The 18,548-nt window shown below is 63.5% G+C and carries 17 protein-coding genes and 1 pseudogene; 8 read left to right on the plus strand and 10 right to left on the minus strand.

The genetic code is table 11. From position 1 onward, the window contains the following. Positions 1-394, minus strand: a pseudogene (locus ACTS1Z_RS08535) (homoserine dehydrogenase); the annotation flags it as partial. An 85-nt stretch (positions 395-479) separates the two neighbouring features. Here ACTS1Z_RS08535 and ACTS1Z_RS08540 point away from each other — a divergent pair. Both ACTS1Z_RS08540 and ACTS1Z_RS08545 read left to right on the plus strand, forming a co-directional pair. Continuing rightward, the gene (locus tag ACTS1Z_RS08540; protein WP_442624030.1) at positions 480-1,271 is read left to right on the plus strand and encodes a nucleotidyltransferase family protein; all 792 of its coding nucleotides are present in this window, start codon (positions 480-482) and stop codon (positions 1,269-1,271) included. 2 nt (positions 1,272-1,273) lie between these two features. Then, a complete protein-coding gene (locus ACTS1Z_RS08545; protein WP_442624031.1) occupies positions 1,274-2,065 on the plus strand; it encodes a nucleotidyltransferase family protein in 792 nt (263 codons plus the stop codon). Between the two features lie 130 nt (positions 2,066-2,195). Here the strand turns inward: ACTS1Z_RS08545 and ACTS1Z_RS08550 are convergent, their stop codons facing one another. From ACTS1Z_RS08550 to ACTS1Z_RS08575, 6 genes are all read right to left on the minus strand, one after another. Next, positions 2,196-3,251 carry an alkane 1-monooxygenase gene (locus ACTS1Z_RS08550; RefSeq protein ID WP_442624032.1) on the minus strand — a complete coding sequence of 352 codons (1,056 nt, stop codon included), beginning with the start codon at positions 3,249-3,251 and terminating at the stop codon, positions 2,196-2,198. Positions 3,252-3,302: 51 nt separating this feature from the next. Next, entirely contained in the window at positions 3,303-3,767 is a 465-nt protein-coding gene (locus ACTS1Z_RS08555) for a hypothetical protein (RefSeq protein ID WP_442624033.1), read from the minus strand. Between the two features lie 86 nt (positions 3,768-3,853). After that, positions 3,854-4,468: a 2-hydroxychromene-2-carboxylate isomerase gene (locus ACTS1Z_RS08560; RefSeq protein WP_442624034.1), complete on the minus strand. Its 615-nt coding sequence runs from the start codon at positions 4,466-4,468 to the stop codon at positions 3,854-3,856. A 1-nt stretch (position 4,469) separates the two neighbouring features. Then, positions 4,470-5,165 carry a glutathione S-transferase C-terminal domain-containing protein gene (locus tag ACTS1Z_RS08565; RefSeq protein ID WP_442624035.1) on the minus strand — a complete coding sequence of 232 codons (696 nt, stop codon included), beginning with the start codon at positions 5,163-5,165 and terminating at the stop codon, positions 4,470-4,472. A gap of 180 nt (positions 5,166-5,345) precedes the next feature. Continuing rightward, complete coding sequence (locus ACTS1Z_RS08570; protein ID WP_442624036.1) at positions 5,346-5,756, minus strand: acyl-CoA thioesterase; 411 nt, start codon at positions 5,754-5,756, stop codon at positions 5,346-5,348. Between the two features lie 132 nt (positions 5,757-5,888). Further along, positions 5,889-7,097 (minus strand): LL-diaminopimelate aminotransferase, encoded by a 1,209-nt coding sequence (locus ACTS1Z_RS08575; RefSeq protein WP_442624037.1) that lies wholly within the window; start codon positions 7,095-7,097, stop codon positions 5,889-5,891. Positions 7,098-7,160: 63 nt separating this feature from the next. Between ACTS1Z_RS08575 and ACTS1Z_RS08580 the strand changes: the two genes are divergently transcribed. The 5 genes from ACTS1Z_RS08580 (at position 7,161) to murA (ending at position 11,989) form a co-directional block, all read left to right on the plus strand. Next, positions 7,161-7,523, plus strand: coding sequence for a VOC family protein (locus ACTS1Z_RS08580; RefSeq protein WP_442624038.1), 363 nt, complete (start codon positions 7,161-7,163; stop codon positions 7,521-7,523). Positions 7,524-7,587: 64 nt separating this feature from the next. Continuing rightward, positions 7,588-9,393 carry a PHA/PHB synthase family protein gene (locus ACTS1Z_RS08585; protein ID WP_442624039.1) on the plus strand — a complete coding sequence of 602 codons (1,806 nt, stop codon included), beginning with the start codon at positions 7,588-7,590 and terminating at the stop codon, positions 9,391-9,393. Between the two features lie 214 nt (positions 9,394-9,607). Then, entirely contained in the window at positions 9,608-10,165 is a 558-nt protein-coding gene (locus ACTS1Z_RS08590) for a phasin family protein (protein ID WP_442624040.1), read from the plus strand. Positions 10,166-10,287: 122 nt separating this feature from the next. Next, positions 10,288-10,644, plus strand: coding sequence for an ATP-dependent Clp protease adapter ClpS (gene clpS, locus ACTS1Z_RS08595; protein WP_442624041.1), 357 nt, complete (start codon positions 10,288-10,290; stop codon positions 10,642-10,644). A gap of 61 nt (positions 10,645-10,705) precedes the next feature. After that, positions 10,706-11,989: a UDP-N-acetylglucosamine 1-carboxyvinyltransferase gene (murA, locus tag ACTS1Z_RS08600; protein ID WP_442624042.1), complete on the plus strand. Its 1,284-nt coding sequence runs from the start codon at positions 10,706-10,708 to the stop codon at positions 11,987-11,989. A gap of 1 nt (position 11,990) precedes the next feature. Here murA and ACTS1Z_RS08605 read toward each other — a convergent pair whose 3' ends face one another. Genes ACTS1Z_RS08605 through ACTS1Z_RS08615 form a run of 3 tightly spaced genes read right to left on the minus strand, consistent with a single transcriptional unit; the run spans position 11,991 to position 17,554 of the window. Beyond that, a complete protein-coding gene (locus tag ACTS1Z_RS08605) occupies positions 11,991-13,262 on the minus strand; it encodes a DUF445 domain-containing protein (protein ID WP_442624043.1) in 1,272 nt (423 codons plus the stop codon). Then, complete coding sequence (locus tag ACTS1Z_RS08610) at positions 13,259-16,339, minus strand: efflux RND transporter permease subunit (protein ID WP_442624044.1); 3,081 nt, start codon at positions 16,337-16,339, stop codon at positions 13,259-13,261. Before ACTS1Z_RS08610 ends, ACTS1Z_RS08605 begins: the two co-directional genes overlap by 4 nt. A 9-nt stretch (positions 16,340-16,348) precedes the next feature. Next, positions 16,349-17,554 (minus strand): efflux RND transporter periplasmic adaptor subunit, encoded by a 1,206-nt coding sequence (locus tag ACTS1Z_RS08615; RefSeq protein WP_442624078.1) that lies wholly within the window; start codon positions 17,552-17,554, stop codon positions 16,349-16,351. A gap of 229 nt (positions 17,555-17,783) precedes the next feature. Here ACTS1Z_RS08615 and ACTS1Z_RS08620 point away from each other — a divergent pair, with 229 nt between their 5' ends. After that, positions 17,784-18,512 (plus strand): SIMPL domain-containing protein, encoded by a 729-nt coding sequence (locus tag ACTS1Z_RS08620; protein ID WP_442624045.1) that lies wholly within the window; start codon positions 17,784-17,786, stop codon positions 18,510-18,512. Positions 18,513-18,548: the final 36 nt, after the last annotated feature.

Here is an 18,548-nt window from a genome sequence, read left to right on the forward strand (position 1 = left end):
CCTCGTATTTCAGCGTCACCTTCGCCTTTTCCGCAATCGCCGCCAGTTCGAGTCCGTGATGGGCGATCATCGCCTTGTTGGCCGTGACGAAGGATTTCCCGGCATTGAGCGTGCCGCGCGCGAGGTTGAGCGCCGGGCCGTCCGATCCGCCGATCAGCTCGGCGACGACATCGACATCGTCGCGTGCGGCCAGCGCATCGGCATCGTCCTCCCAGGCGAAGGGCGAGAGGTCGACGCCGCGCTTCCGGTTGCGGTCGCGCGCCGACACGGCGGTAATCGCGATCGGGCGGCCCGCGCGCCGTTCGATCAGCTCGCGATTCTCCTCGAGAAGCTTGATGACGCCGGCGCCTACGGTTCCCAAGCCCGCCAGTGCCACGCGCAGAGATTCGGCCATCTTCGTTTACCCTCTATCTGGCGCCCTTTAAGTTCGGCAGGCCCGGCCTTAATTGTGTCCCGGTTCAAATGCTACCGGGCAAAATATGACGACCGACCATGCGCCGCCGACCATTCTCGTGCTTGCGGGCAAGCGCGACGGCAAACTCGATCCGCTGGCCGAACGGGCCGGCGTCAGCCACAAGGCCATCATTCCCATCCGCGGAAAGCCGCTGATCGGCCATGTTCTGGCGACGCTGGAACGAGCATGGGACGACGCGAAAATACTCGTCTCGATCCACGATCCGTCCGTGCTTGCCGATGTCGAGGAGGTGCGGCGGCTGCAGGCGGCCGGGCGGCTGGAAATGCGGCCTGCGCAGGACGGGATCGTCGAGAGCGTCGAGACGGCGGCCGAGGGCATAGAATGGCCGCTGCTGATCACCACCGGGGACAATGCGCTGACTACGGCCGAGGCGCTGCGCGCGATCCATGCCAGCGGCATCGCGCAGCAGGCCGATGTCGTGCTCGGTCTTGCCAAGCGCGAGGATATCCAGGCTGCGCATCCGGACGGCCAGTATGGCTTCTACCAGTTCAAGGATATCGCGATCTCGAACTGCAACCTGTTCTGGCTCGGCAATCCCCGCGCTTTCTCGGCGGTCGAAGCCTTTCGCAGCGGCGGGCAGTTCTTCAAGAATCGCAGCCGGATCATCAAGGCGTTCGGCCTGATGAACCTGATCCGCTTCGTGTTGAAGACCGAGACCGTGGACGGCGCGATGATGCGCTTGTCCCAACGCTTCGGGGTCAAGGTCATCGCGCATCGCTTTACGGACGGCCGTCTTGCCATCGATGTCGACAATGAGCGCACCTATCGGGTCACCGAGGAGCTGCTGGAGGCCTGAATATGAGTGTGCCGACCATATTGGTGCTGGCCGGAAAGCGCGATGGCGCGCTCGATCCTTTGGCCGAGCGGGCCGGGGTGAGCCATAAGGCGGTGATTCCGGTCGCCGGCAAACCGTTGATTTCGCACGTGCTCGAACGGCTCGAAGAGGCGTGGGACGATGCGAAAATACTCGTGTCGATCCACGATCCTGCCGTTCTCGAGCATGTGGCTGCCGTGCGCCGGTTACGCGAGGCGGGACGGCTTGAAGTCGTGGCTGCCGAGGCCGGGCTGGTAGAGAGCGTGTACGCGGCGGCGCAGACCGCGCGATGGCCGCTGCTGATCACGACGGGCGACAATGCACTGACGACCGTCGAGGCGTTGCACAAGATCGCCATGGTCGGCGAGGAGCGGGACGCGGATGCGGTGATCGGCGTCGTGAGCAGCGAGGCGATCCAGCAAGCCTATCCCTATAAGCGAAAAGGCTTTTACGAGTTCAAGGATGTCGCGATCTCGAACTGCAACCTGTTCTGGCTGCGCGATGCGAGTGCGCTGGCTGCAGCCGAGCCGTTTCGCCGCGGCGGGCAGTTCGCCAAGCGCAAGGGCGAGCTGCGCCGCGCCTTCGGGCTGATCAACCTCATTCGCTTTCGGTTCCGCATGGATACGCTGGACGGGGCGATGGAGCGGCTATCGCGGCGCTTCGGCACCCGCACCGTCGCGCATCTGTTCGCCGACGGAAAACTGGCGATCGATGTCGATAATCAGGAGAGCCTGGAGGCGACCGAGGCGCTGATGGCGGAGGACGCGCAGCGCTAGGCCCTTCTTGAGGCTATTCGGCTCGGTGCTCCTGCGAAGGCAGGAGCCTAGGGCGGCCAAAAGAATTGCTTCCGGCTCTGGGCTCCTGCCTTCGCAGGAGCACGGTTTGACTGAACATCACGGAAAAGCGCTAGGCTTTGGCCCGCTTCTCGAATTTATCGAGCTCCCGGTCCATCACGCGGAACCAGAGCGGCGGGATCGTCGCCATCGTGATCATGCCCGCCAATCCATAGGGGAATTGCGGTACGTCGTCATAGTGGCGGAGCTTATAATAGGGCCGGTTGGACTGGTAATGATGGTCCGAATGGCGCCCCAGATTGAACATGTTGATGTTCGAGAGGATGTGGCTGGAATTCCAGCTATGTTCGGGTTTGACGCGGGCATAGCTGCCATCGGGCTTGCGCTCCCGCACCATGCCGTAATGCTCGGTGTAATTGATCGTCTCGAGCGCGATAATCGCGATGGCGCTCTGGATCGCGAACAGTAACAGGCTGGCCGGGCCGAGCAGGAAGAAGATTCCCGCCATCAGGGCCAGCGTAAAGGCCCACCAGACGAGCATATTGTTCTGAAGCGACCAGGGACCGATGCCCTTGCGCGCCAGCCGCTCTTTCTCGAGGCCCCAGGCGCTTCTGAAACCGCCGATGATCGTGCGCGGCAGGAAAGCATAGAGCGTCTCGCCGCGCCGCGCGGTCGCCGGGTCTTCGGGAGTCGCCACGCGGACATGATGGCCGCGCACATGTTCGATCGCGAAATGCGGATAGCTGACCAGCGAGAGCAGCAGGAAGGAGAGCTGCCGCTTGTTCGCGCGGTTGCGGTGCATGAGTTCGTGCGCGGTGACGATGCCGACGAAACCGCCATATTCGCCCATCAGCACGGCGAAGGCGGCAAATTCCCACCAGGCGAGGTCGGTCACCGATACCGCCCATAGCGCCCAGCCGACGAGCAGGATGAAGGACAGCGCGGTCAGGCCGACGATCAGGTCGTACCGGGCGATCTTTTGCGCGTCGAGCTGCGCGATCCGGGCGTCGGACGGCCAGCGCGATTCGCCCATCAGATGCTCTGCGGCGGGCAGCGCGAGATAGAGCAGGAGCACGAGCGCCGCGAGCCAAGGCCCGCCCGCATAGAAGCCGGCGACGATGATCAGAGCCGTGAACAGCCCGACCGTATAGGCCAGTTGATAGCGCATCACTCCAATATAAGTTCGGGCGCGTGCGGACGCAATTTCCGCCGCCGATGCCTATTCTTCCGAGCCGGTATCCACGCTGATCGTCACGCCCCGGCCGTCATCGCCCTCGATCCGGAAACTGCGCTGGTTTTCGCCCGATGCGGTCTCGACGACCCGCTGGTTCCCGTCGCGCGTTTCCGCGACCACCTCTTCGCTAGCGGTTTCGGCATCTACTGTCGTCTCTTCTTCGGATGCGTCGGCGATTTCGGCATTGTCTGCGTCTTCGGCCGCCGCGTCGCCGTCCCGATCACCCCGGAAACCACCGCGCACTTCGTCGCGGATCTCGTCGCGGACGGCTTCGCGGATCGCATCGCGCGCCTCGCGGATATCCTCGCTGTCGCCGATTACGGTCACTTCGACCGGGTCGTCGCGCCAGCCGTCGAAATTCCAGGCGACTGCGGCCAGCGCGATGGCGCCGCCGATATAGAGCGCGCGTTTTCGCCGCGGATCGGGTTCGGGTGTACGGTCGGAAGTCACGATAATGTCCCTGATTCTTTGTGCGCACCTTACCGCGCGTCTCGGACAAACGGAAGCTGTGTTTGTCGACTAATACAGCCCCTTTGTCAGTCCGCGCGTTCGATGGCGCGCTTGACGAGCGGCAGTTGGTCGTTGCCGAAATACATGTCGCTGCCGTTCACGAAGATGCTCGGGCTGCCAAAGCCGCCGCGGTCTATCACCTCGTCGGTATTGGCGCGCAGCCTGGCCTTGACGGCATCGTCCTGCGTCTGCGCGACGAGCGCCGTGCCGTCCATGCCGATGCCGTCCGCGATCGCCGCCAGCACGTCCGGTTCGTCGAGATTCTCCTGCCGGTCGAAATAGGCGGCGAAGGCGGCCTCGGCGAAGCGGACGAGCGCGTCCTGGTCATCCTCCAGCGCGCAACAGGCCCGCATCGCATGGACGCTGCGCACCGGATGCCAGGGCGCGGGGAAGTTGAGCGGCAGGTTTGACCAGGCGGCCCAATCGCGCAGGCTCTTCATGAAGAAGCGCGCCTTGGGTCCCTTGCTGTCCTCGCGCGCCGCATAGACGGATTTGTTGACCGCATTGAACACGCCGCCGACGAGGAATGGCCGCCATGTGATGTCCGCCCCGGTCTCATCGAGGATCGGGCGGATATTGTGGAAGGCGAGATAGGTCCATGGGCTGGAGAGATCGAAGAAGAATTCGATTTTGGCGGGCATGTCAGCTCTCTTTCTCTATTCCGAACAAGACCTTCGCGGCCTCGGTATCATTCTGCGGATTGCGGTTGATCCGGTCGCGGCCGAGATCCATCCCGCGGCGCAGGCCCTCGCGCTGCTTGAGCTGGTCGTACCAGCGGCGGACGTTCGGGAATTGCGCGAGGTCGATCTCCTGGCGCTTATAGGTTTGCACCCATGGGAAACAGGCCATGTCGGCGATGCTGTATTCGGCGCCGGCGACATGGTCGTTTTCGGCCAGTTGCCGGTCGAGCACGCCGTAGAGCCGCTCGGCCTCGCGCCTATAGCGCTCGATCGCATAGGGGAGTTTTTCGGGCGCATAGAGTTTGAAATGGCCGTGCTGACCGAGCATCGGCCCCAATCCGCCCATCTGCCACATCAGCCATTGCCGCACGGTCGAGCGGCCGACCGGGTCGAAGGGCAGGAATTGCCCGGTTTTCTCGGCGAGATAGACGAGGATCGCGCCGGTCTCGAACACCGAATGCGGCCCGCCGCCGCCCAGCGGTTCATGATCGACGATGGCCGGGATACGGCCGTTCGGACTGATTTTCAGGAAATCTTCCTCGAATTGCTCGCCGGCGCCGATATTCACCCATTTGACGGTGTAGGGCAGGCCGCATTCTTCGAGCATGATGCTGATTTTCCAGCCGTTCGGCGTCGGCGCGAAATAGAGATCGATCATGCGGCGGGCCTGCCGTTCGCTTGACACTCGTTGACACGGGCCGGGGTGATTCCGCCTAGCCAAGTCTTTGAAATACAGCAATTAAGCGATTGCGTGTGTGACCTTCCGCCGGATTGTCTCAGCGTCCTTCTCCGGTGTTGCGACCCTTGTGTTCTGGCGAGGAGTCTCCCAGCCCGCAGCCTATTTTGCAAGCAGGCGTGCTCTGGCCCCGTCCGGAATCGGGATCGGCGCGCCGGTTTCGAGATCGACATGGACATGGACGAGCTCGATGGTCGCGCGCAGATCGTCCGCGCCTTCGAGGCCGTAGAGCCCGATTTCCGTCGTAACGCTGCTGCTCCCGACCCGCCCGGTGACCGCCTTGCCGTCGATCTCTTCGTCGGCGCGGATCGGCTGTTTGAACTCGACCACGGCTTTCACGACATGGAATTCGAGCGCTTGCTCGCCTGAAAAATGTATGTCGAGCGAACGCCAATATTCGGTGATGATCAGGTCCGCATATTCGAGATAGCGCGAATTGAAGACGACCGATTGCGGATCGACCTCGGCATAACGGACGCGGAAACGGTGGGTGAAGGGGGTGGTTTTCGACATCGATCCGCCCCTAATCGTTCGGTTCGCACTTGTCGAAACATTCGTCATCCCGGCGAAAGCTCGGATCTCCGGCGGATGGGAACGTCGCTGGCAGCCAGAGATTCCAGCTTTCGCTGGAATGACGAAAAAACATCAGCCGGTCTGGGTGCCCGCGCTGTTCGACCGGTAGCCTTCGAGATATTTCTTGATGCCCCGCGCCGCCTGCCGGATGCGCTGTTCATTCTCGACGAGCGCGATCCGGACAAAGCCTTCGCCTTCCTCGCCGAAGCCGACGCCGGGGCTGACCGCCACGCCCGCATGGCGCAGCAGGTCCTTAGAAAATTCCATCGCGCCCATATGCGCGCATTGCTCGGGGATCGGGGCCCAGGCGAACATGCTGGCTTCGGGGGAGGGGACGTCCCAGCCCGCGCGGCCGAAGCTTTCGACCATCACGTCGCGGCGGTTGCGATACATGGTGCGGTTATGCTCGATAATGTCCTGCGGGCCGTTGAGCGCGGCGACGGCGGCGACCTGGATCGGCGTAAAGGCGCCATAGTCGAGATAGGATTTGACCCGGGTCAGCGCGCTGATGAGGTGCTGGTTGCCAACCGCGAAGCCCATACGCCAGCCGGCCATGCTGTATGTCTTCGACATGCTGGTGAACTCGACCGCGACCTCCTTCGCGCCCGGCACCTGGAGCAGGGAGGGCGTCGGCGTGTCGCCATAATAGAGCTCGGCATAGGCGAGGTCGCTGATGATCCAGAGCTCATGCTCCTTCGCGAATTCGACGACCTTCGCGTAGAAATCGAGATCGGCCACATAGGCGGTCGGGTTGGACGGATAGCCCATGACGAGCACCGAAGGCTTGGGCACGCTGTAGGCCATCGAATAGCGCAGGCGGTCAAAAAACTGTGGCCCGGGCGATGCGGGGATCGAGCGGATCGCGGCGCCGGCGATGATGAAGCCGAAGGTGTGGATCGGGTATGACGGATTGGGCGCGAGCACGACATCGCCGGGCGCGGTGATCGCCTGGGCGAGATTGGCGAGGCCTTCCTTCGAGCCGAGCGTGACGATGACTTCGCTGTCGGGATCGAGTTCCACGTCGAAGCGGCGCTTGTAATAGGCTGCCTGCGCCTTGCGGAGCCCCGGGATACCCTTGGACGCCGAATAGCGGTGCGCCGTCGGGTCGTTGGCGACTTCCGACAGCTTGTCGATCACATGTTGGGCCGGCGGTGTATCCGGATTGCCCATGCCGAGATCGATAATGTCCTCGCCCCGCGCGCGCGCTTCGGCTTTCATCGCGTTGACTTCGGCGAAGACATAGGGCGGCAGGCGGCGGATACGGTAGAAATCGGTGTTCATGACGCTTTCCCTATACGCGACGAATCGGCATTGTCATGGCTAATCTCTTCATGGAGCCTGCGCATGGATTTTTCGCTCAAGACCAAGGTGACGACGCCCCGCTTGGCCGAGACCCGCGATTTCTATGTCCGCGTCTTCGGCATGACGGTGGCCGAGGAATGGGACGAGGCTGACGACAAGGGCGTCATCCTTGTTTTCAAGAACAGCCGGGAAGACGCCTATCTCGAAATCTACAATGGACCTGACTCGTTCGATTTTTCCGGCCTGAGCCTGCAGTTCAAGACCGGCGATCTCGATGCTTTCGTCGCGTCGCTCGATCCCGATATCGAACGGCGGGGTCCGGTGGCCCGGCCCTGGGGTTCGCATTATCTCTATCTGACCGACCCGAACGGGATTGCGATCATCGTCTATGAAGGTGGATTGTGAGCGAATGGCCGCTTGTATGCGGCACGCGTTCGGATAGGCTGGCCCACAGTAGAGGACGGCGCTGATGACAGACGATACGGATGACCGGGTGACGGACATGGCGATCCCGACGCTCGAAGACATGCAGCACTGGACGGGCGTGCTCGGCCGGGCGCAGCAGATGATGCTCGAATATGGCGCGCGGCAGATGCAGCAGGCGCAGGCGGCCGGGGCGGAAAAGCTCGCGGCGCCCAATCCTCTGCCCGCCATGTTTCCCGGCCTCCCGTCCATGGCGTTCGACCCGGAAAAGCTCGCCCAGGCACAGAGCGATTTCTGGGAGGACAGCCTCAAGCTCTGGGCGCGGTTCCTGAACCCCGGCGATGGCGATGCGGAGGGGGAGGACGAGGCCCCCAGGCGCCCGGATCGCCGCTTCTCCGCGCCGCAATGGCAGGACAATCCGATCTTCGACATGATCCGGCAGAGCTATCTGGTCATCGCCGATCACATGCTGCGCAGCGTCGATGCGATCGACGGCGCCGATCCGAAGCAGAAGGAGCAGATCCGCTTCGCGACGCAGCAGTTCGTCGATGCGATGAGCCCGAGCAATTTCGCGCTGACCAACCCGCAGGTGCTGGAAAAAGCGATCGAAACAAAGGGGCAGAGCTTTTTGAAGGGCCTCGAACATATGCTGGCCGATCTCGACAAGGGCCAGCTCACCCATACCGATCCCGACGCCTTCACGCTCGGCGAGAATATCGCAACGACGCCCGGCAAGGTGATCAAGGAAACGCCGCTCTACCAGCTTATCCAGTACGAACCCACGACGAAGACCGTATTCGAGACGCCGCTCATCATCTTCCCGCCCTGGATCAACCGTTTCTACATTCTCGATCTCAACGAGAAGAAGAGCTTCATCCGCTGGGCGGTGGCGCAGGGGATCACGGTGTTCGTCGTCTCCTGGAAATCGGCGGACGAGAGCATGGTCGATGTCACGCAGGACGATTATGTCGTGCGCGGCCAGGTCGACGCGATCGATACGGTGCGCGAGCTGCTCGACGTCGAGAGCGTCAACGCGATCGGCTATTGCGTCGCCGGGACGACGCTCGCGATGACGCTCGCTTACCTCAAGGCACAGGGCGAAGCGGACAAGGTCGAAAGCGCGACCTTCTTCACCGCCCAGGTCGACTTCACCGAGGCTGGCGATCTGCAGCTGTTCATAGACGATATGCAGACCAAGCTGATCGAACAGCTCGGCGAAGGGGAGGGCTATCTCGACGGCCGCTACATGGCCGCGACCTTCAACCTGCTGCGCGGACGCGACCTCATCTGGAACTATGTCGTCAACAATTATCTGATGGGCGAGGAATATCCGGCGTTCGATCTCTTGCACTGGAACGGCGACACGACGAACCTGCCGGCCAAATGGCACAAACATTATCTGCAGGACTTCTATCGCGACAACAAGCTGGCCCAGCCCGGAGGTCTTTCGGTGGACGGCACGCCGATCGATCTCGGCACGGTGAAAACGCCATCCTATGTGCAGGCCGGGCGCGAAGACCATATCGCGCCGCCCGAGAGCGTCTGGAAGATCACGGATCACTTCAAGGGCCCGCTCAAATTCGTGCTGGCGGGCTCCGGCCATATCGCCGGCGTCGTCAACCCGCCGGACGCCAAGAAATATCAGTATTGGACGAACAAGAAGCGTGTGGACACGCTCGAGGATTTTATCGCCGGCGCCAAGGAAACGCCCGGCAGCTGGTGGCCCGACTGGCTGAAATGGCTCGAAGGCCATTCGGGCGAGAAAATCGCCGCCAAAGGCGCGCGAAAGCCCGGAAAAGGCAAGCTCAAGGCGCTGGAGGACGCGCCGGGGAGCTATGTCCGTTCGCGATAAGCGAAATTTCCGCTAGTATCTCGCTGTTTCCCACATTATTACACATATATGTCATATAGTTAGCCTTTTTGTTGCAGTGCACAAAAAACTGCTTGCAATTCGGCGAATCATCCTATATTGTGCAATGCAACATAAGAGATCAAAGGACCGCTTGTTGAAGGGTCCGGCGAAACCAGGCCGGTATTATGCGGCCGCAGATAAAGGATGAAGAACGATGGCTACGAGTGCTAAGAAGACGAAAGCGACCGCCGACAAGGTTGCGAAGAACGCCAAGGCGACGAACACGAAGACCGCCAACCGCGTCGAAGAAGCGATGGAAACCGCGAGCGAGCGCGTGAAGGAAACCGCTGAAAAGACCCGCGAGCGCGTCGAGGAATTCGTTGCGCAGGCGCAGGATCGTGCCAAGGAAACGGCTGAAAAGCTGTCCACGATGGGTTCGGACATGGTCGAGTTCCAGAAGGCGAACGTCGAAGCCATGATCGAAAGCGGCAAGATCACCGCCAAGGGCATGCAGGACATTGCCAAGCAGAACGCCGAATATGCGCGCGAGAACCTGGAAAACGCCAGCAACGCGATGCAGGGCTATGCGTCGGTCAAGTCGCCCCGCGATCTGATCGAAATGCAGAACGAGCGCGCCCGTGCCGGCTTCGACACGCTGGTGTCGCAGGCGTCGCACAACACCGAAGCGATGATCAAGCTGGCCGGCGAAGCCTTCCAGCCGATCTCCGACCGCTTCGCTGCGGCGATGGAAAACTTCCGCAAGGCTGCCTAACTTTCAGGCGCTTTTGCGAAGACAGGAAAAGGCCGCTCCGGCATCGGGGCGGCCTTTTTCTTTGGACGTTCGTCGAATCGACCCCTTGCGTCCGGGCCGCGCTTCACGATATTTATCCCATCATGCTCAACAGCTTCGAGATCTCCGCAGCGGACGACCGCGACGAGGACGATGATGCCGGCGACGGCAATGTCGGCGTCGCGACCCAGACGCGCACCAAGACGAAGAAGCCCTCGCCCTACAAGGTGCTGATGCTCAACGACGACTTCACGCCGATGGAGTTCGTCGTGCTCGTGCTGCAGCGCTTCTTCGGCATGAATATGGACGATGCGACTCGCGTGATGCTGCACGTGCATCAGCGCGGCGTGGGCGTGTGCGGCGTGTTCAGCTACGAAGTCGCCGAGACCAAGGTCAATCAGGTCATCGATTTCGCGCGCGAGAACCAGCATCCGCTGCAGTGCACGCTCGAAAAAGCCTGAGCGCGGCCTGCTGACCGGCCCGCGGGATTGCGCGGGGCGCATCTTTCGCTAGAAGCCGCGCATGGACAGTATCCTCATCCGCGGCGGCAACCGCCTTTCCGGGACATTGCAGATCTCCGGCGCGAAGAATGCCGTGCTCACGCTCATGCCCTGCGCATTGCTGACCGACGAAATCCTCACGCTCGAGAACCTGCCGCGCCTCGCCGATGTCGACAGCTTCATGCATTTGCTGAACCAGCATGGCGCGTCGACGATGCTCAAGGGCGCGCATAATGGCGGCTATGGCCGGGCGATGACGATCAAGGCGAAGACGATCGCATCGACGGTCGCGCCCTATGATTTCGTCCGCAAGATGCGCGCGTCGATCCTCGTGCTCGGCCCGCTGGTCGCGCGCGCGGGCGAGGCGACGGTCTCGATGCCGGGCGGCTGCGCGATCGGCAACCGCCCGATCGACCTCCATCTCAAGGCGCTGGAGGCGCTGGGCGCCGATATCGAACTGGCGGCCGGCTATGTGAAGGCCAGCGCGCCGGACGGCGGGCTCCGGGGCGGCACGATATCCTTCCCGGTCGTTTCGGTCGGCGCCACCGAGAATGCGGTGATGGCGGCGGTGCTAGCCAGGGGCGAGACGGTGATCGAGAATGCCGCGCGCGAGCCGGAAATCGTGGACCTGTGCAATTGCCTGGTGGCGATGGGCGCGGAGATCGAGAATATCGGGACGGACCGTCTGGTCATCCACGGCAAGGATCGCCTGCACGGCGCGACCTACAGCGTGATGCCCGACCGGATCGAGGCGGGCAGCTATGCCTGCGCAGCGGCGATCACCGGCGGCGAGCTGTTGCTGAAGGGCGCGCGCGCGGCGGACATGCCATCGATCATCGCGGGGCTGCGCGATGTCGGCCTTGCGGTCGAGGAACAGGACGATGGCGTGCAGGTGACGGCCAATGGCCGGCTCGGTCCCGCAACGATTTCGACCGCGCCATTCCCGGGCTTCCCGACCGATATGCAGGCGCAATTCATGGCGATGCTGGCCCTGGCCGACGGCACGAGCACGCTCACCGAAACGATCTTCGAAAACCGCTATATGCATGTGCCCGAGCTTGCGCGCATGGGCGCCGATATCGATGTCCGCGGGCGCACGGCGGTCGTGAAGGGCGTCGAGGAACTGGTCGGCGCGAACGTCATGGCGACCGACCTGCGCGCCTCGATGAGCCTCGTGCTCGCCGGGCTCGCCGCCAAGGGCGAGACGAAAGTGCTGCGCGTCTATCACCTCGATCGCGGCTATGAGCGGCTCGAGGAAAAACTCAGTGGCGTCGGTGCCGATATCGAGCGCGTCAGCGAGGGATAAGTTAGAAAATCGTGATGATCGTGTGGATGGTCAGGCCGACCAGCCCGCCGACCAGCGTGCCGTTCATCCGGATATATTGGAGATCGCGGCTGACGGCGTTTTCGACGCGCTCGGTTATGGTGTCCGCGTCCCAGCTTTTCACGGTTTCGGACACCAGCCGGACGATGCTGTCGCCATAATCGGCGACCGCGCCCACGGTGGCCCGGCGCGCGAAACTGTTGACCGCGCGCTTGATCTCCGGGTCGTTCTGCAGCGTCTGGCCAAGTTCCTGCAGGGCCTCGCCGAACCGGCCTTCCATCGCCCGGTCCGGATCACGGGCGGCGCGCAGCAATGCCTCGCGCGCCTGCTCCCACAGTCCGTCCAGCCATTCCGTCACCGCCGGATTGTCGATCATCTCCAGCTTGAACTGCTCGACCCGCGCGCGGGTCTCCTCGTCATGCTGGAGATCGAAGGCGAGGCGGACAAAGCCTTCATTGGCCTGATCCCGCAAAGGATGGTGCGGATCGCCTTCCATCTGCACGAGCAATCGGCGGAGGCCGTTGATGATCGCGTCGGACAGCCGGTCGTCGATCGCCAGCCAGCGCATGAAATTGTTCGCGCGCTCATAGACCATCGCCCGGACGATCTCTTCGTTGGAATCGAGGATATTGGCCGCCCAGCGTACGAGCCCGTCGACGATGGGCACGTGCCGGTCCTCGCGCATCGCCGCGACCATCGACTGGCCGAGCAGCGGTGCGACATCGAGCTCGCGCAGCCGGTTGGCGATCATCGTCTTTGTCGTGCCGCCGAGCCGCTCATCGTCGAGATTCTCGAGGATCATGGCGACGAGCTTGGCCGCGCCCTCGCGCATCCGGCCGCCGCCACCTTCCGGATTGGTCAGGAAATTGCCGATCGCGCCCGCGACGTCGAACCGCTTCATGCGCCGCGCGACGACGGCGGGGGTAAGGAAATTGTCGCGCAGGAACCAGGCGAGTTGTTCGCCGATCTGGTCCTTCTTGCGCGGGACGATCGCGGTGTGCGGGATCGGGATGCCCATAGGGTGGCGGAACAGCGCGGTCACGGCGAACCAGTCTGCGAGCCCGCCGACCATGGCCGCCTCGGCAAAGGCGCGCACGAAGCCCCAGGCCGGATGCGCTTCCTCCATATTATGGGCGAGGACGAAAATCCCAGCCATCAGGAAAAGCATCGCCGTCGCGGTGCGCCGCATCGCGCGCCCGCGATCTTCGGTCGAATTGAACCGGCTGATCGGCCGGGTGGGATCGTGCGACGTCATTCGGCCGGCTGGATAGTGCCCTTCTCTTCGTCACCGGGCTTGTAGGTGATGGCCCGGCCGAAGAAACGGCGGAGGCGCTTCTCGGTGCTGTCCGCGAGGCTGAAACAGGCCGGGACGATCACCAGCGTGAGCACGGTCGAGAGCAACAGACCGCCGATCACCGTCCAGCCCATCGGCGCGCGCCATGCGCCATCGCCGGTCAGCGCCAGCGCGGTCGGGATCATGCCGGCCGTCATGGCGACGGTCGTCATCACGATCGGCTGGGCGCGCTTATGGCCCGCATCGATGATCGCCGTATCCTTGTCGACGCCCTTGTCCATCTCCTCGATCGCGAAGTCGACGAGCAGGATCGAGTTTTTCGCGACGATACCGAGCAGCATAAGCAGGCCGATAAAGACCGGCATCGACAGCGGCTGCCCGACGATATGGAGCGCGATGGCGCTGCCGAGCGGCGCAAGCAGCAGCGAGCCCATATTGACGAGCGGCGCCATGATCCGGCGGTAGAGCAATACGAGCACCGCGAAAACCAGCAGCACGCCGGACAAGACGGCCACCATGAAGTTGAACAGCATTTCGGCCTGCCATTCTTCGGGGCCGGCTATCACGCGGTCGACGCCCGGCGGCAGATTGTCCCAGAAGGGCAGGGCGTTGATTTCCGACATGGCGTCGCCCGTCACAAGACCCGGCGCGAGATCGGCGCCGACCACGATCCGGCGGCGCTGGTCGTAGCGGCGGATTTCCGTCGGGCCCGAACCGAAGCCGATATCGGCGACGAGACGCAGCGGGACGGAGCCGCCATTGGCCGTCGTCACGGGCAGATTCTCGATCGTCGAAAGATCGCGGCGCGATTCCTCGGCGAGCGCGACGCGGATCGGGATCTGGCGGTCGCTCAGCGAGAAGCGCGCGGCATTCTGGTCGATCTCGCCCTGGGTCGCGATGCGGATCGCGCGGCTGAGTTCGGCCGTCGTCACGCCGAGATCGGCGGCAAGGTCTAGCCGTGGCGTAACAACAATTTCCGGCCGGCGCAGGTCGCCGTCGATGCGCGGCGCGATGATCGTGTCGAGTTCGCTCATCTGGCGGACCAGCTCGTCGGCCGCTTCCTGCAGCACGTCGGGATCGTCGCCGCCGATCACCATCGAGATATCGCGGCCGCTGAACCCGCCCTGCTGCGACATGAACGTCACGCGCGCATCGGGAATGGCGCGCAGCAGCGGCGCGGTCTCGCGTTCGAATTCGGTGCTCTTGCGCTCGCGATCGTCGCGCAACGTCATGAAGATGCGGCCGCTGCCCGGGTCGATCCGCTGGAAGGCCGTACGGACTTCGGGCTGCTCGCGCAGGATCGCGGCGACCTGATCGGACACACGCTCGGTTTCCTCGAGCGTCGTGCCCGGGACCATCTCGATATTGACGCGGCTGAAATCGTCGTCGGTTTCGGGCTGGAAGGTGATCGGGAGCGTATAAAAGGCGAACACGGTCGCGACGAGCGCGCCGCCGCCGCCGATCAGCGCTGTCTTCCAGCGATGCACGAGCGACCATTTGAGGATCGCCATATAGCGGTCCATGGCCGGGCCTTCGCCATGCTCGCGGACGCCTTCGGCACGGAGGAAATAGGCGGCGACCAATGGCGTTATCAATCGCGCGACGGCGAGGCTCATCAACACGGCGACGACCGTCGTCACGCCGAACTGGATGAAGAACTGGCCGGATATGCCGGGCATCAGGGCGACGGGCATGAACACCGCGACGATCGCCATCGTCGTCGCGAGCACGGCGAGGCTGATTTCCTCGGCGGCGTCGATCGACGCCTGATAGCTGGATTTGCCCATCCGCATATGTCTGACGATATTCTCGATCTCCACGATCGCGTCGTCGACAAGGACACCGGCCACCAGACTCAGCGCGAGCAGGCTGATGAAATTGAGCGAGAAGCCGAAGATGTCCATGAACCAGAAGGTCGGAATGGCGGACAGCGGGATAGCGATCGCGGCGATCAGCGTCGCGCGCCAGTCGCGCAGGAAGAACCAGACGACGATAACCGCGAGAATCGCGCCCTCGATCAGCGCCATCATCGCGGACTGGTAGTTTTCACGCGTATATTCGACCGTCGTGAACAGCCGGGTGAACTCCATGCCCGGATTGTCCGCCTCGATCTGCGCGAGAACGCGTTCGGCCTCGTCATAGACGGTCACGTCCGATGCGCCCTTGGCGCGCTCGATGCCGAAACTCAGCACCTGGCGGTTGTTCATCTTCGATAGCGACCGCTGTTCGCCGTAGAGATCGCGGACCTCGGCGATATCGGCGAGCTTGACGGTGCGCCCGCCGCCGAGCGCGATATCCGTCTGGCCGAGCTCATAGGCCGTTTCCGCGTTGCCGAGCACGCGGACCGACTGTTCGGACCCCGCGACTTCGGCACGTCCGCCGGCGGCGTTGAGATTGACCGCGCGCAGCTGCGCATTGACCTGGCTTGCCGTAATACCGAGCGATTGCAGGCGGGCCGGATCGAGGATGACGCGGATTTCGCGGCTCACCCCGCCGCCGCGATCGACCGCGGCCATGCCGTCGATGGAGAGCAGTTCGCGCGCGACCGTGTTGTCGACGAACCAGCTCAATTCCTCGAGCGTCATGTCGACATTCTCGACCGCGAAATAGGCGATCGTGCCGCCGCCGTTTATTTCGACGCGGACGATCTGCGGCTCCAATATGCCTTCCGGCAGGTCGCCGCGTATCTGGGCGATGGCGTTGCGCACATCGTTGACCGCTCGGTCGACCGGCGTGCCGATGTCGAACTCGATAAAGGTGCGCGAATTGCCCTCGTTGACGAAGGAGGAGAGCGTGCTTACGCCGCTGATATTGCGGACGGCCGCCTCGACGCGCTGGGTGACCTGGTTTTCAAGCTCCGTCGGCGCCGCGCCCGGCTGGGCGATGATCACCTGAACGGCAGGAAAATCGACCTCCGGACTGTCGTTGACGTCGAGCCGGATGAAGCTGACGATGCCGGCCAGCATCAGCCCGAGAAACAGCACGAGCGGCGGTGTCGGGTTCTTGATGGCCCAGGTCGATACTGTCCGGAAACTCATGAGTAGCTCCTAGCTCTCTTCCTGGGACATGCGCCGGGGGATCACTTCGTCGCCCGGATTGAGGAACGCGCCCGCCGACCGCACGACCCGCTCATTGCCGCGCAGGCCTTCCCGGATCGTGATGCCCGCCGTGCTGACCGTACCGATCGTCACGTCGCGGCGTTCGACGATGTTATCCTCGTTGATAATATACACAAAATTGCCGTCATTGTCGCTCTGCACAGCCGACTCGGGCAGCATCGGCGCATCGACCGAACCGCTGACGATCTCGGCGCTGGCAAAGCCGCCCGGGCGCAGACCCTCCTGATAGGGCAGCGCGATCCGGGCGCGCCCCTGCCGGCTCGTCGGATCGATGGTCGGCGAGAGCTGCCAGATCTGGCCAGTGAAGCGATCGGTGGTACCGACCGGAATGATCGTTGCCTGCTGGCCGACCGACATCCGGCTGAGATCGGATTCGGACACCTGTGCGTTCATTTCCATCTCGCCGCCCTGGGCGAGCGTGAACAGCGCGCCGCTGCCCGCGCTCACGACCTGGCCGGGCTCGGCGTTCCGCTGCAGGACGAGCCCGGCGGACGGCGCGCGGATCGCGAGGCGTCCGGCCCGTGCGCGCAACTCGTTGAGCTGGGCCGCCGCGACATTGACGCGCGCGCGTTCGGCATCGCGCGTCGCCGTCAGCCGGTCGATATCGGCCTGGCTGATAAAGCCGCGTTCGACGAGCTGGAGCGAGCGATCGAGATTGGCCTGCGCCAGCGCCAGATTGGCGCGCGCGACCTCAAGCTGTGCGGACGCGCCGCCGACCTGCTGCGTCTGGACCGAGCTCTCGATCGTCGCCAGCACCTGCCCGGCGCCGACCCAGTCTCCGGCGTCCACGAACACGCGGGCGATCTGGCCGCCCTCGCCGGCAACGCCGACGGGCATCGGGCGCCGCGCGGCGAGCGTACCGCTGGCGCTGATCGTATTGGAGATGGACTGCGAACCGGGCACGATGACGGTGACCGTCGGCAGATCGCGCGCGGGGCCATTTTCGCCAGCCGCTGCACCGGCATTCTCACCCGCGCCGCCAGCGAACATGAAATAGGCGGCAACGATTACCAGCGCCGCGACGACGACGCCGATGATGATAAATCGCCGCCGCCGGTCGCGCCGCCGTTCTTCTTCCTCAAATTCGCTCATCGGCGCTGCCCCTTCGCCTTCGAAGCGCTGTTCGACGTTCATATCTGCCACCTTGGCCCTACTCCGCATGTCTCACTGTCGTGCTGTATTACAATAATAAAACACGAGGCTCAAGCGGTATGTGTTTTCGCGGTCCGTTTGCGGTTTTTGCAGTGCGAAATCAAGGTGTCCCAACGGACGGATTCGACCGTTCATCGAACGGCAACCACGAATCTGCTCGGACTGTCCGGTACATAGCCTCAACGCTTCATATCATATCGGGAGTGCCATCATGAGATACCTTGTTCTACCGCTCGCCCTTGCCGCGCTGGCGATAGCCGTTCCGCCTGCCGCCACGGCCCAGGTCGCCGGGCCCGTTTCGGTGATCGACGGTACCCGGCTCGACATTGTCGCGACGGGCGAATCGCGCCGGACGCCGGACGTGGCGGTGATCAATGCGGGCGTGGTGACGGAGGCGCCGACCGCATCGGCCGCGTTGCAAGCGAATAATCGCCAGATGCGTCAGGTTTTCCGTGCGCTGGAAGCGGCCGGGATCGCCGAGCGCGACATCCAGACCGCCTCGATCAGCCTCAATCCGCGGTACGACTATTCGGACCGCAGCGAACGCCGCCTGGTCGGCTATACGGCGTCGAACCAGCTCACCATCCGGTTCCGCGAGATCGAGCAGGCGGGATCGATCATCGACGCGCTGGTCGCGCAGGGCGTGAACCAGATCAACGGCCCCAGCCTGGAGGTCGATTCGCCCGAAGAGGCACTGAACGAAGCCCGCCGGGATGCGATCCAGACCGCGCGCGAGCGGGCCGAACTCTATGCGGCTGCGGCCGGCATGCAGGTCGTGCGGATCGTCGCCATCAGCGAGGCGGGCGCGTCGCGGCCGCCGATCGTGGTGACCGGCCGCGCGATGGCGATGGATGTGGCCGAAGAATCTGCGCCGCTGCAGCTGGCGCCGGGCGAACAGCGGCTAACGGCCCGTGTCTCGGTGACGTTCGAGCTGCAATAGGCGCGCCGGAGACGGACGCAAAAAAGGGGTCGGCCG

It is taken from the genome of Parasphingopyxis sp., from assembly GCF_052168295.1.
Taxonomy (GTDB): domain Bacteria; phylum Pseudomonadota; class Alphaproteobacteria; order Sphingomonadales; family Sphingomonadaceae; genus Parasphingopyxis.

Bases quoted from the DNA above. Each gene is read 5' to 3' on its own strand.
- ACTS1Z_RS08540 (WP_442624030.1), top strand. From the start codon at position 480: ATGACGACCGACCATGCGCCGCCGACCATTCTCGTGCTTGCGGGCAAG.
- ACTS1Z_RS08545 (WP_442624031.1), top strand. From the start codon at position 1,274: ATGAGTGTGCCGACCATATTGGTGCTGGCCGGAAAGCGCGATGGCGCG.
- ACTS1Z_RS08550 (WP_442624032.1), bottom strand. From the start codon at position 3,251: ATGCGCTATCAACTGGCCTATACGGTCGGGCTGTTCACGGCTCTGATC.
- ACTS1Z_RS08560 (WP_442624034.1), bottom strand. From the start codon at position 4,468: ATGCCCGCCAAAATCGAATTCTTCTTCGATCTCTCCAGCCCATGGACC.
- ACTS1Z_RS08565 (WP_442624035.1), bottom strand. From the start codon at position 5,165: ATGATCGATCTCTATTTCGCGCCGACGCCGAACGGCTGGAAAATCAGC.
- ACTS1Z_RS08570 (WP_442624036.1), bottom strand. From the start codon at position 5,756: ATGTCGAAAACCACCCCCTTCACCCACCGTTTCCGCGTCCGTTATGCC.
- ACTS1Z_RS08575 (WP_442624037.1), bottom strand. From the start codon at position 7,097: ATGAACACCGATTTCTACCGTATCCGCCGCCTGCCGCCCTATGTCTTC.
- ACTS1Z_RS08580 (WP_442624038.1), top strand. From the start codon at position 7,161: ATGGATTTTTCGCTCAAGACCAAGGTGACGACGCCCCGCTTGGCCGAG.
- ACTS1Z_RS08585 (WP_442624039.1), top strand. From the start codon at position 7,588: ATGACAGACGATACGGATGACCGGGTGACGGACATGGCGATCCCGACG.
- ACTS1Z_RS08590 (WP_442624040.1), top strand. From the start codon at position 9,608: ATGGCTACGAGTGCTAAGAAGACGAAAGCGACCGCCGACAAGGTTGCG.
- clpS (WP_442624041.1), top strand. From the start codon at position 10,288: ATGCTCAACAGCTTCGAGATCTCCGCAGCGGACGACCGCGACGAGGAC.
- murA (WP_442624042.1), top strand. From the start codon at position 10,706: ATGGACAGTATCCTCATCCGCGGCGGCAACCGCCTTTCCGGGACATTG.
- ACTS1Z_RS08605 (WP_442624043.1), bottom strand. From the start codon at position 13,262: ATGACGTCGCACGATCCCACCCGGCCGATCAGCCGGTTCAATTCGACC.
- ACTS1Z_RS08610 (WP_442624044.1), bottom strand. From the start codon at position 16,339: ATGAGTTTCCGGACAGTATCGACCTGGGCCATCAAGAACCCGACACCG.
- ACTS1Z_RS08615 (WP_442624078.1), bottom strand. From the start codon at position 17,554: ATGAACGTCGAACAGCGCTTCGAAGGCGAAGGGGCAGCGCCGATGAGC.
- ACTS1Z_RS08620 (WP_442624045.1), top strand. From the start codon at position 17,784: ATGAGATACCTTGTTCTACCGCTCGCCCTTGCCGCGCTGGCGATAGCC.